Source organism: Actinosynnema pretiosum (assembly GCF_024171695.1).
Classification (GTDB): domain Bacteria; phylum Actinomycetota; class Actinomycetes; order Mycobacteriales; family Pseudonocardiaceae; genus Actinosynnema; species Actinosynnema pretiosum.
Window position 1 is genome coordinate 239456 of record NZ_JAMTCF010000014.1, and the last position, 12615, is coordinate 252070.

The following is a 12615-nucleotide window of genomic DNA, read 5'->3' on the forward strand; positions in this document are numbered from 1 at the left end:
TGCTACCGGTCCCGTCTGCGCAGTTGCGCATTGGTGTCGAAGAGGAGCCGTTCGGTGCTTGACAGGACGGTTTGGACCTTGTAACCGGGGTTGTTCTCGATCTTCCACAGCGCCCGGCCGGTGCGCTCCATCGCCCACCCGGTGGTGACGTCCTGCTCGCGTTCGGACAGGCCGAAGTCCTCGGCGAGTTCGTCGGCCACGCGTGTGGACTGTCCGAACAGGACGCGTGTGCTGCACAGGGCGAGCAGGTCCTTGGCGATGGCCACTTCCTGGGAGCCTGCCGCGCCGACCGACAACGGGTCGGACGGCTTGTGCATGACCAGGATCTGGATCTTGCGTTCGGCGCGGGACAGGCGCAGGTCGGAGTCAACGGCCTGGACCGCGCGCAGGCCCAGTCGCATCTGCCGCCACACCTCGTCGCGCACGACGATGCGGATCTCGCCGTCGTCCTGCAGGTCGGTAACCATGCTCGACCAAGAGCCCAGGCAGGTCAGTGCAACGGCGACGGCCTGGTCACCGCGCGAGCGCAGCAGCGACAGGTCCATCGACTGGATCGGTGCGTCCCAGTCCAGCGCGAAGTTGGTCTCCTGATCGAACAACCCGGCCAGCGAACCGTTGACCAGGTTGCCCAGCGCGTCGGTGATCGGCCGCAGGGTGTCGAGGAACTGGCGGCGGCCAGCGAACCGCGTGACCTGCCACAGCGCGTCATCAGGGTCGGCCAGCTCGCGCTGCACGTCGGGGATGGTGACCGGGCGCAGACCCGTGTAGCCGTCGTCCGCGCCGACCAGCCGCCGCAGCACCGCCGACAGCACCGCCTCATCGGTGACGGTGGGCCGGTAGCCCTGCGCCTCGGCCAGCGCGACAAGCAACTTGACCCACCGGCCCAGCACACCGGCGAGTTCTTCGCGCTGCTGGGTCACCGACCAACTGCTCCAGCGGCTGCGCAGCGGTCCGAGGTCGAGTGCGTTGAGCCGGGCGGGGCTGCCGCGCCCGAGTGCGATGGGGGTGATGCCCAGTGCCCGCAGCAATGGGGTGTACTCGCCCTTGACGTCACCGCTGATCAGGGTTTTGACGCCGAATAGCATCATTCGCAGCAAGAACGCCACCACTGTGGAGCTTTTGCCCCGACCGGGCTCGCCGAACACCACGAGGTTGGGGTTGGTGGCCAGGCCGCGCAGCACCCACTCGATGGGGTGGGCGTAGAACGCGCCACCGGAAAGCGTGTCGTAACCCATGCGTGCCCCGACCGCGGGGATGCCGTTGGCCGCCAACAGCGGGAACAGACCGCCGATCTCGCTGGTGGCAGCTTGGTAGACCGCCAACGGGGCCTCGACCGGGGACCAGCCCTCGCCGGGCCGGGCACGGCCTCGGCGGGGTGCGATCGCGCGGTTGACCCGGTCTCGGTCCATGCGCGGCGGCTGCTCGCGGAATTTGGCGGCCGGGGGCGAGCCGAAGTCGCCCAACAGTTGGGCTGCGCTGCGCTGCTGTCGGTTTCGCCTGCTCACAGCAGCCCTCCTCGGCGACGGGGCAGGCCGATGCCCACCGGGAGCACCGCGACGACGAATGTGGAGTCCTGGGCGAGGTCCAGGCGCAGCAGCCGGAATCGGCCGCTGGCGTCGTTTTCCAGTCGGGCGGCGTGGTCCTCGACGTGCCTATCGCTGGGCACGGTGACCGACGCGGCGATGGCAAAGCGCACCACCGAGTGCCCGGCCGCGACGGCGCGTTCCTGGGCGCGGGCGCCACCGGCCTCGCGCTCATCCACCGCCGTGGTGTTGAAGCCCTTGCTGCGCTTCCAGTCGGTCATCACGCCGGTACGAAACCGGTTGGACTGTACGGCGCGGTGCGCGCGGCGGGAGTCCATGACCTCGTAATGGATGGCCAGGGTCCGCCGCTCCCCGGCGGTACGCACCGCGAGCAGCGGCGCCAGGGAGCCGAACACGGTGCCGGCCTCGGGCATCAACGCGGTGTAGGACACGGTGGTGAACCCGTCGTGGGAGTAGGACCGCAGTGACGGGGGCGGTGCCTGGGTCGGCCCCGCAGCGGCCTTTTCCAGCCCGCGTCCGCCGGTGCCGCGCTCGTGCGCGGCGGCCAGCGCTGCGCGCGCGGCCGGGTTGAACCCGGTCCGCAGGGCCTCTGCCATGCCCGGCCCGTCCAGCCACTCCACGGTGCGCGCTCCGAGTGCCTTGAGCGGGTCCTCCAAGCTGTCGAGAACCCGATAGAGGGCCAACGCTCGTCCGGCGACGCCGCCGCCAGCGGCCGCGGCGGGCTTGCGGAGCCTGTCCTCGGGCCCGGAGACGGTCACGAACACCTCGTGCCGGACCGAGACGTTGCCGATCGTGCGGTCCAGTTCGTCGGTGGCCTGCCGCGCCAGCCGGGGCGCGTCGCGAACCTCGTGGTCGGCGCGCCACACCTCGTACTCGGTGCCGTCGTCGGGGATGGTGCGCACCAGCAGGCTCATCCGGTCGACGACCTCGCGGTGTCCGAGTGACAACAGCAGGTTGCCCAGTCGGGAGGCCAGGCGTTCGCACTGCTCGTCGGACAGCATCCCGACCCCGGAGTGGGTCAGGCGCGCGGTGGCGCCCCACCGGCCATCGCCGGTGTCGTGGATCAGGCACACCCGTCCGGTGTCCTTGAACTGCGGCCCGTCGGGGAAGTCCACGCGCTGCAGCACGCCGGGCAGGTCGGGCTCATCGGGGTCCACAGACGCGCCAGCGGCGACCTTGGACTGCCAGCACGACCAGCCGGTGAGGATGCCGACCTGGAACAGCACCAGGTGCAGCAGCCAACGCAACGCCGGACGTCCGCGGACCGGGACCACCACCAGCGCGGCGATCGTCCCGCAGACCAGCAGCAGGATCGCCGTGTCGGTGAACCGCCCGTCGGAGATCGTCCACAGCACCGGTGCGGCCAGCGCGAGGCAGGCCAGGGCCTGCACGGGGGTCAGGCCGAGAATCCATCCCGCATGCTCGCGCCGGTTGAGTCCTCGGTAGATCCGAGGTGAAGTCACAGGATCACCGCCGCTTCCTCCGCCCCGGCTGCAGTTCCTCCGCTGCCGCCGCCGGACTTCGAGCCGTCGCCTCCGCCACGGGCATCACCTTCACCGCCATCGTTCCTGTCACCACCGTCTCCTCCGCCGTCGTAGGCGCCCGAAGGGCCGCTGCCGGGGCTGGAGGGCACGGCCTGCTCGAGGTTCGCGGCCGGTGGCACGGCGGCACCGCCGTCGTCCCCACCGGTGTCGTCGTTGCCGGTTCCACTGGCACCGATCTTCCCTCCGCCACTGTCTTCGCTGTCGGTCGCGCCGTCGTCGTCGGAGTCCCGCCCGCTCTCGTCGCTGTGTGCACCGCCGGACCGGCCGACACCAGAGCCGTCCATGGAATCCTCGGCTTGGTCACCGATCGCGGCGTCGAACCGGCCGGTGTTGGCGTCCTCCATCGCCCCGCCACCGCCACCACCACCAGCGGCTCCGGCGGCCATCACCGCCGGGTTGCCCGTGCCGTAGGAGTCGACGCCGATCCCGGACAGGGCGTCGCGGAACGCCGAGCCTGCGTCGCTGTTCGGGTCGACGAACGCGAACAGCCGGAACAACACGAACGGGCAGAACAGCGAGATGATCAGCACGCCTACGCCAGCGAGCAGCCCGGACAGGCCCTGCGAGCCGCCGGAGATCGCCACGCCTAGCACCAGTGCCAGGGCAAGCACGGGTTTCATGCCGATACAGGCCAGCAGCCAACGGCAAGTAGTCCAGAACCAACCGGCGGTGACATTGGCCAACAGCCCAGCTGCGGTCACCGGCACGGTGCCCACGAGGACGTAGATCGCGGCCTCGCGGAACAACATCTCCAGGGTGTAGCCGATCGAAGCTGGGATCACCCCGACGAGAGCGCAGATGCCCAGCACGATGCCCTTGACTCCATCGATGGCGCTGTCACCGAAGCTGGTGTGCTCGAGCGCGTCGGTGAAGTTTTTCGACTGCAACCCGTACTCGAGGATGCCGTTGGTCAATCCGTCGACACCGGTCAGGAACGCCGCGACCATGCCCACGGTCACCGCCAGGGCGATGCCGTACTGGACCGGACCGACGACCAGCCTCGTGAAGCCACGACCGCCACGCAGGGTGGTCACGATCAACTGCCAGAAGAACAGTCCCATCGCCATGACGCCGCTGATCCACAACATCATCGGCCACACCACTGAGATCGGACCGGTACGGGTGTCGACGCTGAACATCGAGAACTGGTCGGCCAGGCCAAACGCGCCGCGCAGCAGGAACAGGCTTGCATCCCAGATCGCCTGCATGGCGGCCTCGAACGCCGAGGAGATCATGACCATGATCTCCAGACCCATCGTCCCGCCGATGGTGTCGAAGGGTGGCATCGGCTCAGCCCTCGCGCAGTTCTCGGTAGCCAGCCTTGACCGCGTCCGCGCTTCCCGGCCACGCGCTGGGCGCGGTCGCAGGCAGCGCTCCGGAGGCGATTTGCCACCGGGTCCCGTTCCAGCGCATGGCCTGGCAGTCGCCGACACCGGCGCTGACCAGCCGGCCATTGATGCCTGCGGAGAACTGGCCCAGCACGCACACGACGACGTAGCGTCCCTGCGAGGTCGCCCCTTTGATCTGGCCGTGGGTGACCTGGTAGCGCGCGCTCAGGCCGGCGACTGGCCCGGTGACGGGCAGTTGTGCGCGGGAGCGCAGGCTGGTCAGCAGCGAGGCCCAGCCGGTCGTACCGGGGTTGGGTGCGCCCGGCTCGGCGAGCTCGCGGAAACCGTGCGCGTAGACCTGCGGGTCCGCGGACGCGGTCACGGTCTCGTCCAGCGCCTTGAGCTGCCCCAGTGCGCCCTCGGGGGTATCGGGGAAGCCACCCGGTATCCATTGCCCGGTCGTGGCCGACGGCGTGGGCACGGTGATCGCCGGTCCTGCCGTAGTGGTCGTCATGGCCTGGGGCTGCGCCGCCTGGGCGGGCAGTTGCATCATCGACCGGGCTGCCAGTTCGTTCTCTGCGGTGTCGCTGGCGGGTCTGGATGATGTCGGAACCGCCGCGGGCGCGGTACCGATGCCCGGTGCCGTCGACGACGTTGTCGGAGGTGCCGGGTCGGTGACCTGGCGCGCGATCACCACCGCCGCCAGGCCGCCGATCAGCACGAGCGCGGCGAGTGCCACACCGAGAAGTCGGCTGGGCCGCGTGCTGACGCGGCTGCGGATCGGGGGGGTGGTCACGCCCCACCCCCGGTGAAGTAGTTGATCAGTTGCCAACCGATGCCGTAGAGCAACCCGCCGCCGATGGCGCACAGCATCATGACCAGGCCGATGCGACCGGCGCGGTGGTGGTCGACCCAGCGTCCCCCGGCCCACACCAGTAGGCCGACAAAAAAGCCCACCAGCAGGGCGACTCCCGCGCCCCACTTGGCGTTTCCGACCACTTCCAGGATCTTCTCGTTGCCCGGCGGCGCGACCGGTGCCGGGTTGGGAATTTGCTCCGGGGCCAGAACCAACAGGGTGTCGAAGTGCTCGATCATGAGCGCCTCCTCGTACTGGACCGCCTGCTGTGCGTGGCGGTGTCGGGAAGAAGGCCCCAGCGGCGCAGTACCGGCGTGATCGCCTGCCGCAGGCGGGGTGGGGTGACCTCGGCGGTGATGCCTGCCGCGGCGAGATCGGGATCGTGCGGCACGAACACCGCGTCGGGTAGCAGAGCGCTCACCCTCCGTCCGGCGGCACCGGCAACCCCTGTCGGCCAGCGTTTCGTACCCATCACCACCAGCTGCACGGGTGCGGTGGCCACTGCGGCCGAAATCCAGTGGTCGAGCCGGGCGAGAACCTGTTCGGCATGCAGCAGCGAGGGACGGCTGGGGCGCACCACCACCAGTGGTCGGGGCTGAGGTATGCCGCGCCGAAGCCATGCGCCCGCCCCCGCCAGCGGATGGGCGGTCACCCGCCACGGGTCGTGGCCGAGGTCGACCACGGTGGCGTGCGGTTGCTGCATCGGTGGCCGCCACCAGCGCGGCGGCGGCACCATGCCCGGTGACAGGACCGGAAGGCAGGTTTCCAACTGCGCCAGCAGGGCTTGTGCCCGCCAAGAGAAGCGGATGCGCACCTGTGGGTGCGGGTGGGCCAACCACGGGCCCTGCGCCCGAGCGGCGGCGGACAGACCCGAGCGCGGAGGGTCGGCCGGGTCGACCAGTAGCACGCGGTGCCGCCCGAGTTGAAGAACGTCGGCCAGCACCGCGGCCAACACCGAGGCCCCTGCGCCGGGCGAGCCGGCCAACACCGGGATCACCGCCCCGAAGCCGGTCCAGTTCACCGGCGTGATGACATCGGGCGGCAGTCCTTGGCGTTGCAGCGCCGCCGCAGCGGTCGCGACCGCACCCGTCGTCGTGTGCGCGATGCTCTCGGGCGCAGTGGGTCGGTCACCACCGAAGACCTGTTGAGCGCGGACGGTGTTCTCGACTGCGGCGGCCGCGGCGGCGAGCATCCCCGCTTCCACCGCGGCGTCGATGTCGGCGCCGGGCAGTCCCGGCCACGGTCGCCGGGCGGCCAGCACGAGATCGGACTCGACAGTGTGCAGGCCCTTGGGTTCGGCAGGATCTGCCGGGGGAATCGGTGGCATGTTTGAGAACGGCGTGGTGCTCTGCGCCATCGAGGAGGGGGTGTCCGTCGGCGGCGTGTCGCCGGAGGGGGGTGAAGCACCCTGCCGGTGGAGAGCGTGTCTGGCCGGGTGCTCCGCGAGCACCGGTTCGGTAAAGCCCGCCAGCGCCTGGTCATGGGGCGCGTGCGCCGGGACGGGTGGCGAGATGGTGCCCAGCTGTTCACCAAGTCGGGTGCCCTTATCGAAGGACACCGACGTCACCGGGGTCGTGGAGCCAGTGGGACCATCGTGCCCACGGGCATTGTGGCTCGTGGCGGTCACGCCCTTCTCCTTCCTGGGTAGCGCCGGTGCGGGTAGGCGGCCGAGGGCGTCCCGTGACGTCTGGTGTGCGGGGTGGAACTGCCTTCGGCGATGCGGGGGTGGTCTGCTAGCGGCCTCTGCCGACCGCCCGACGGCCCTAGACAGGGCGTGCGAGGGCACGCCAGGCAGCCGCGGCGGTTCCTGGAACCGGAGTCCGACACCCCGCTGTGTCTGGTTCTTTTGTTGTCGAAGCCTTGGTCATCGGCATCGGCGAGACGGTCGGCGCGCCGCTACGACGCGGTGCGGCTGCTCGACCTCGTGTGTCGGTCATGCATCAAGCCCTTGTGCGGTTCACCGGAACAACCCCGGTGCCCCTCGGTCTCCTGGGCCTGTAGAGCCGGTCGGGTCTTGCGTGGACGGTCCGCCCACGCAATGACCTCGTCGGCGGTTAGCAGTCACCAACCCGCCCCCCGAACGTCCATTTCAGTTGACGTGCTACCAGTTAAAGGATATGTGATATGTCAGGGATGTCAACTGATGTGGACGCGCGAGAGTGCGGTCGTCTAGATTCTGCCTTCACGGGCGGTCGTCGACCGTCCATGACACGTCCCGGACCAACGAGGAGGCACTGCCGTGGCAGAGACACCCACGCTCGCGCAGACCATCGACAAGCTCTTCAAGACGATCAAGCGGCCCGACGGCCGCGAGCACTCCATGGAGGCGGTCGCCAAGGCGTGCACCGCCTGGCTGCGCGAGCGCGATCAGGGCAAGTCCTTTTCCAAGGAGTACATGCGTCAGCTTCGCTCGGGGGCCGCGAATAATCCCACCAAGAACCACCTTGAAGCGCTCGCGGCCTTCTTCGATGTCGCCCCGGCGATCTTCCTCGACTCGGAAAGTTCCCGGCAGATCCAGGCCGACCTCGAACTGGTGGCCGCAGTGCGCGATACTGGGGTGCAGGCAGTCGCCCTGCGCGCTCTGAGTCTCTCGCCAGCCAACCGGGCGCAGATCCTGGAAATCATGCGCACCATGCAGGCGAAGCAAGCTGGTGACATCGGCAACGATGCGTCCGCAGCCGAATCGAGGCAGTCGTCGACCTGACGCACCTGTTGGCCTAGCAACCGATGACGGTCCTGTGCCACAGAGCAGCTGGCCGAGCCTGAGCACGGCCGAGCACGTGGTGGCCAGCGCATCGTCACCGGTCACTCCGAGCTCCGCCGACGGCGGTCCAACCGACTGCCTCCTCGGCCTGTCGGCGTAAGGCGATCACATTCGGGTCCCCGCGCAGAGCGGTGCCTACCCGGACCAATCGATGCGCCTCAGCGAGCAGATCCGGCGTTCCGGAACGGTTCCGGGGCAGAATGAGGTCAACCACCTCATCGTGGTGCCGACGACCGGCACGGCGAGCGTCTAGAGCGGCACCGAGTTCGGCCGCCTCCAGCAGCACATCGGCTGCCGTGGCGTCTAGGCCTCGCATGTCGGCGGTGGCCAACGCCCACCCCGGAAGTTCTGGCGGGATGTATGGGCGCAGCACGAGCTGGGCATCCCGGATCTCCAGAACACGACGGTAGAGCCGAAACCTCGCGCGTTTGCTCGGACTCAGGGAATCCTCGTCCACACTGTGCAGTCGCACCTGCGGGATTTCGGCGGTCAGTTGCCGCCACAACGGCGCAAGGTCCTGGGTGATCTGCCACGCCCGTCGACGGACCGGATGATCAGAAATAGCCTCCGCATCCTCAGAAGTATCTTGCTGCGCTGACATGCCTTCCAGATGACGGTTGCGGGCACCGCTGACTCGCGAGAGCACCAACGAGGCGAACAGCTCAGCCTCGCGCTCGTGGAGGGAGTCGTAGATGGTTCGCCGCAGGATGCGCCGCACCAGCGCGGGCGACAATGTCGGCAACAGCAGCCGCAGCACATCGTCACGAGCAATAAGCGCAGACCCATCACCGTCGGGGCCCGAGGGAGTGTGATCCAAAAGCAAGTGACCGACCTCATGCAACACTGTGTGTTGTGCTTGCAAGGGCGGTACATCTTCGACGTAGAAGATGTAATCGACTTCCACTGTGCGGATCAGCATCCCACAGGGCTGATCGACACCGGGACGCCCCGGAACGAGCTCGATCTTCTTGCCCCGCTTCGTAGACAGCGCGGCCAGGAACTGATCGATATCAAACGGACGAGGGATAACTAGCGTACTGATCAGTCTTTCACAGCGTGCCACCATGCTCAAGGCCGCGGGCTCCTTTGGCGGTCCAACACTGCGCACGAGCACTGGACGATGGGTGTTCTGTTTTCCGTGCAAATTCGTCTGAAATATCCTGCATGATCATGCGTTCGGACGTGTACGGTTTGATCGGCCGCCACGCGTCCTTGACTACGACCGCTCCGTCGCCATATCGGCACGACCGTGCCGTCCAGGAACCAGCCTGCACGAACTACGGCATCGTCGTAGGCGCGCGTTGCGGCAGCGGTCACCAGTAGGTCGTCTCGGTCACCACGGCCGCCGGTCGCTCCGCCAGCAGCAGACGGGCCTGGAAGTCCAGCGCCGGGACGTCTGCACGCACCGGTCCGGCGATGCGCACGGTGAACTGGGTGGCGCGTTGCACCGCCGTGCCGAGTAGTTCCCCCAGTAGGACGCTGCCCTCTCTCGGCACCGTGTGCCCGTCGATCCCGAGGCCCAGGGCCGGTTCGTACACCAACGCGGTCACCGTGGCCAGGTGCACGGTCGGGTCGCCGACGGCAGGCACCAGGTAGCCCTCGCGCACGGTGACACGGGTACCGGGCGGGATGTCGAGCAGCGTGGCCTCCAACTCGTTCGCCTCGCGGCGCGTGTCGGGCGCCCGTGCTTTTCCGCGCACGGTGACGCCTGTCCACCAGGACAGGACCGCGGTGTAGCTTGCCATGCGCTCGGTGTTGACGCGTGTCGATGTCGATGGGGAACAAGTTGTCTCTCCTTCCTGGGGATCGGCGGTAGAGGCGTGGCCCGCCCTCCTGGGAAGTGGGGGCGGGCCACGCGCCGAGGGTCGATCACCCGGTTCACCCGGTGACGGGGTGTTGGGCGACGACGACCGACGGCGCCGGTGCCGGGATCACGACCATGCTGGTCGTCGGCGAACCAGTCGACGGATTGGTCGATGCCGGGACCTCCGGTGCCGACGCCGGCGTCAACGACGAGGTTGTCGACGGGGTGGTGGTCGGGCGGGACGTCGTGGTGGTCGGCTTGGGTACGCTCGTGGTCGGCTTGGGCGTGGTGATCGTGGGCGCGGTTGTCGTCGTGGACGGTGGGATGCTTATTCCCGCCGCCTGTGCCGATGCGTTGGTCGTGACCAGCAGGGTGGCCGCACCGGCGACGAGGGCACCGGCTGCCATACCGGCCAGGGCGATGCGGGCAGATCTGGTGGTTGCCACTGTTCTCCTTGTGATTGACTGGTTTTTCGAGTACTAGGCGATGCACTGCGGTCTAGGTGATGACTACGGCGGTGCCTGCCGGAATGGGCTGTCCGTCGTTGCCGGTGGTCACGGCGTGGAGTGCGTCGGCGGGAACGCGGACGCAGCCATCGGAGCTGGCGGTGCCGAACACGCCGTGGTCAGGCCAGCCGTGGATACCGATGGTGCCGGGGCCTCCGCCGTAGGTGGTGTAGGTGTCGGAGTGCGCGCCGAGCACCACCAGCACCGGGCTGTAGGTCGCCGCGGGGTCGCGGATCACGGCGACCATGAACGTGCGTCCCGTGGGGGTGACCGAGTTCGGGGCGCCGATGCCGACCGTCCAGCGGCCGATTTCGCGGTCGTGGTGGTGCAGCGTCATGGTGAAACTCGATCGGTCGACGGTGATGAGGTACGGCGTCGAGGTGAACGTGATGGGCGGTTCCACTGCCAGCCAGGCGACGCTGTTATTGGGGCGTGACGGCAGGGCGACCATGACCCAGCCCGGTTGGCGGTCCAGGACCGGGAGCCAGGTGTCGACTCGGGCGCGTGTGGGTTCGATACCGATAAGCTGGGTGCTGGGCACCGCAGCGACGGGATCGCCACCCGGTGCGGTGTAGGCCGCCACGGTGCGGATGGGGTGCGCCATCATGCCGGTCGGCGGCTGGCCGGGTGCCGGGTCGCGTGGAGCGGCGGGGATCGACGTGAAGACGTCACTCTGCGGCAACAGATCGAGCTGTTCCTGGGACACCGGTTGAGCCTGAGGAGTTGCCGTCCGGTCGGCCGCCGAACTGGCATTCTGTTGTGATTGCCGGCCAGCCGCGAGGCCGGGGGCGGGCTGATCGCGCCCCCGGTCCTCGGCAGTGGCGTAGGCGAGTGCGGCCACGGTCAGGACGGACAGCGCAAGCCCGCCGAGGACGAGTCTCCGGCTGCGGCGTGAACCCATATGTGAGGCTGCACTGGTCTCGCCGTGGCGCATGGCGGTCACCTCCTTAGTAGCAAGTGGATGGTGAGATGGTGCGGTGAGAGTGTGGTACGCCGGACGCCCCCGACGGCGGCGGTGCACCTGGTGATTCGGGACAGGCGGTTCCCGGTTGTGGATTCGTCAGCAGCCACGGCCGTTGTAGTAGGCGTAGGTGATCAGCCCGCCCTGGAGGGCAGGGTGGGCAGACAGGTTGGACTTGCCGGGCCACACGCAGATCGAGCGTGTCGCGCCTGCACCCCACCAGAACTCGACGTTGATCGAGATCCGCCCGGAGCCGCAGTGGATGTAGTAGGAGTTGACATTGGGCGCGTACCAGCCGCATGCCTGGGCCGTCACTCCGTCGGTGCCCGCTTGAGCTCGCGCCGGAACGGCAAGGCCGCTTTCGCTCTGGATCCGGGATCCCGGCAGGGGTGCTCCGGCCTGCGCCTGGATCTGCGAACCGGGACTGCCGGCGTTCTGGATCTGTGCCCCCGGCGTCGCGTAGGGCGCCTGCCAGGCAACGGGTTGTGCAGACTGCACCTCGCTCTGGGAGCCCGTAGTGCTTCCGGCGGGCTTGTAGGGACCGCCCATGGCGATCTGCGCCGAGGCGCTTCCTGCGGTGACGGCCAGCGACAGGCCGAGTGCGAGGCCAAACACACCAAGCAGGCGCAGGATGAACGTGCGTGTCATCGGTGTCCTTACTTCTGGGTGGGGATGGTGTGCCGCGCCGCTCGCCGTGCCCCAGGGGGATTTCGGGCCTGAGCGACGGCGCGGCACACCCCGCCGGTCGGGATTGACCGGCAGTTCTGTGCTCACCTGCCAGCCGGCGGTGAGACTCCGACCCGCGTGACAGGCGGGTGGTCTGTGGTTGTCACCGGGCGGGGCGCGTGGCGCGCAGACCGACACCCGGAAGACATGAAGTTGTTGCTGTGGAACGGGTTCAGCGTCGGCTTGAGGTCAGGTTGTGTGCCCAGAAAACGCGGATCGGGTCGCAAGAGGCCGCCCCCACGGGCGGAATGTGCCCGGTGGCTTCAACGTCCTGCCTCACCGGTCGGGCACCGGCTCGTGCCTGGCGTTCGCCGTCGTCGGCGACCGTGCCCGTGAGCTGGAAACGCTGTCCGCTGGGCAGCTCCAGCATCACGCATCCAGGCTGACGACCGGCCCAGTCGACACGTCCGGCGACGGTGACCATCGAGCCGCGGGCCTGCGGCGGCGGAACCACCACCGAGGTCATCACTCGGGTATAGGAGTGTTCCGCCTGCGCGGACTCCGGCACGACGACGTTCTCCGCCTGCCGTGTCACACAAGCGACCGCGGCCACCAGGCCGCTCGACACTCCCAGCACGGCAC

At 68.7% G+C, this 12615-nt stretch carries 13 protein-coding genes; 2 read left to right on the top strand and 11 right to left on the bottom strand.

What is annotated here, in order from left to right; translation table 11 throughout:
- Positions 1–2: 2 nt before the first annotated feature.
- Genes LV78_RS27695 through LV78_RS27720 form a run of 6 tightly spaced genes read right to left on the bottom strand, consistent with a single transcriptional unit; the run spans position 3 to position 6899 of the window.
- A complete protein-coding gene (locus LV78_RS27695) occupies positions 3–1505 on the bottom strand; it encodes a putative type IV secretion/conjugal transfer ATPase (protein WP_253848583.1) in 1503 nt (500 codons plus the stop codon).
- Positions 1502–3007 (bottom strand): SCO6880 family protein, encoded by a 1506-nt coding sequence (locus tag LV78_RS27700; protein WP_344621236.1) that lies wholly within the window; start codon positions 3005–3007, stop codon positions 1502–1504. Before LV78_RS27700 ends, LV78_RS27695 begins: the two co-directional genes overlap by 4 nt.
- Positions 3004–4374: a hypothetical protein gene (locus LV78_RS27705; RefSeq protein ID WP_253848585.1), complete on the bottom strand. Its 1371-nt coding sequence runs from the start codon at positions 4372–4374 to the stop codon at positions 3004–3006. The genes LV78_RS27700 and LV78_RS27705 overlap by 4 nt, the downstream gene beginning before the upstream one ends.
- 4 nt (positions 4375–4378) lie before the next feature.
- A complete protein-coding gene (locus tag LV78_RS27710) occupies positions 4379–5212 on the bottom strand; it encodes a hypothetical protein (RefSeq protein WP_253848586.1) in 834 nt (277 codons plus the stop codon).
- Positions 5209–5511: a NapC/NirT family cytochrome c gene (locus LV78_RS27715; protein ID WP_253848587.1), complete on the bottom strand. Its 303-nt coding sequence runs from the start codon at positions 5509–5511 to the stop codon at positions 5209–5211. The genes LV78_RS27710 and LV78_RS27715 overlap by 4 nt, the downstream gene beginning before the upstream one ends.
- Entirely contained in the window at positions 5508–6899 is a 1392-nt protein-coding gene (locus LV78_RS27720) for a hypothetical protein (RefSeq protein WP_253848588.1), read from the bottom strand. The genes LV78_RS27715 and LV78_RS27720 overlap by 4 nt, the downstream gene beginning before the upstream one ends.
- 612 nt (positions 6900–7511) lie before the next feature.
- Here LV78_RS27720 and LV78_RS27725 point away from each other — a divergent pair.
- Positions 7512–7976: an XRE family transcriptional regulator gene (locus LV78_RS27725; RefSeq protein ID WP_253848589.1), complete on the top strand. Its 465-nt coding sequence runs from the start codon at positions 7512–7514 to the stop codon at positions 7974–7976.
- A 94-nt stretch (positions 7977–8070) separates the two neighbouring features.
- Here the strand turns inward: LV78_RS27725 and LV78_RS27730 are convergent, their stop codons facing one another.
- Together LV78_RS27730 and LV78_RS27735 are read right to left on the bottom strand one after the other, a co-directional pair.
- Positions 8071–9102, bottom strand: coding sequence for a DUF6545 domain-containing protein (locus LV78_RS27730; protein ID WP_308208766.1), 1032 nt, complete (start codon positions 9100–9102; stop codon positions 8071–8073).
- Between the two features lie 247 nt (positions 9103–9349).
- A complete protein-coding gene (locus LV78_RS27735; RefSeq protein WP_253848591.1) occupies positions 9350–9781 on the bottom strand; it encodes a hypothetical protein in 432 nt (143 codons plus the stop codon).
- Positions 9782–9975: 194 nt separating this feature from the next.
- Between LV78_RS27735 and LV78_RS27740 the strand changes: the two genes are divergently transcribed.
- Positions 9976–10323, top strand: a complete 348-nt coding sequence (locus LV78_RS27740; protein WP_253848592.1) for a hypothetical protein — start codon at positions 9976–9978, stop codon at positions 10321–10323.
- Positions 10324–10338: 15 nt separating this feature from the next.
- On the opposite strand, the gene LV78_RS27745 is transcribed toward LV78_RS27740, so the two are convergent.
- The 3 genes from LV78_RS27745 to LV78_RS27755 form a co-directional block, all read right to left on the bottom strand.
- Positions 10339–11280 (bottom strand): L,D-transpeptidase, encoded by a 942-nt coding sequence (locus tag LV78_RS27745; RefSeq protein ID WP_253848627.1) that lies wholly within the window; start codon positions 11278–11280, stop codon positions 10339–10341.
- Between the two features lie 126 nt (positions 11281–11406).
- On the bottom strand, positions 11407–11955 hold the full coding sequence (locus tag LV78_RS27750; protein WP_253848593.1) for a DUF6355 family natural product biosynthesis protein: 549 nt from the start codon (positions 11953–11955) through the stop codon (positions 11407–11409).
- A 250-nt stretch (positions 11956–12205) separates the two neighbouring features.
- Positions 12206–12601 carry a hypothetical protein gene (locus tag LV78_RS27755; protein ID WP_253848594.1) on the bottom strand — a complete coding sequence of 132 codons (396 nt, stop codon included), beginning with the start codon at positions 12599–12601 and terminating at the stop codon, positions 12206–12208.
- Positions 12602–12615: the final 14 nt, after the last annotated feature.

Coding starts and splice junctions, on each gene's coding strand:
- LV78_RS27705 (WP_253848585.1), bottom strand. CDS start 4,374: ATGCCACCCTTCGACACCATCGGCGGGACGATGGGTCTGGAGATCATG.
- LV78_RS27715 (WP_253848587.1), bottom strand. CDS start 5,511: ATGATCGAGCACTTCGACACCCTGTTGGTTCTGGCCCCGGAGCAAATT.
- LV78_RS27745 (WP_253848627.1), bottom strand. CDS start 11,280: ATGCGCCACGGCGAGACCAGTGCAGCCTCACATATGGGTTCACGCCGC.
- LV78_RS27730 (WP_308208766.1), bottom strand. CDS start 9,102: ATGGTGGCACGCTGTGAAAGACTGATCAGTACGCTAGTTATCCCTCGT.
- LV78_RS27750 (WP_253848593.1), bottom strand. CDS start 11,955: ATGACACGCACGTTCATCCTGCGCCTGCTTGGTGTGTTTGGCCTCGCA.
- LV78_RS27740 (WP_253848592.1), top strand. CDS start 9,976: ATGCTGGTCGTCGGCGAACCAGTCGACGGATTGGTCGATGCCGGGACC.
- LV78_RS27735 (WP_253848591.1), bottom strand. CDS start 9,781: ATGGCAAGCTACACCGCGGTCCTGTCCTGGTGGACAGGCGTCACCGTG.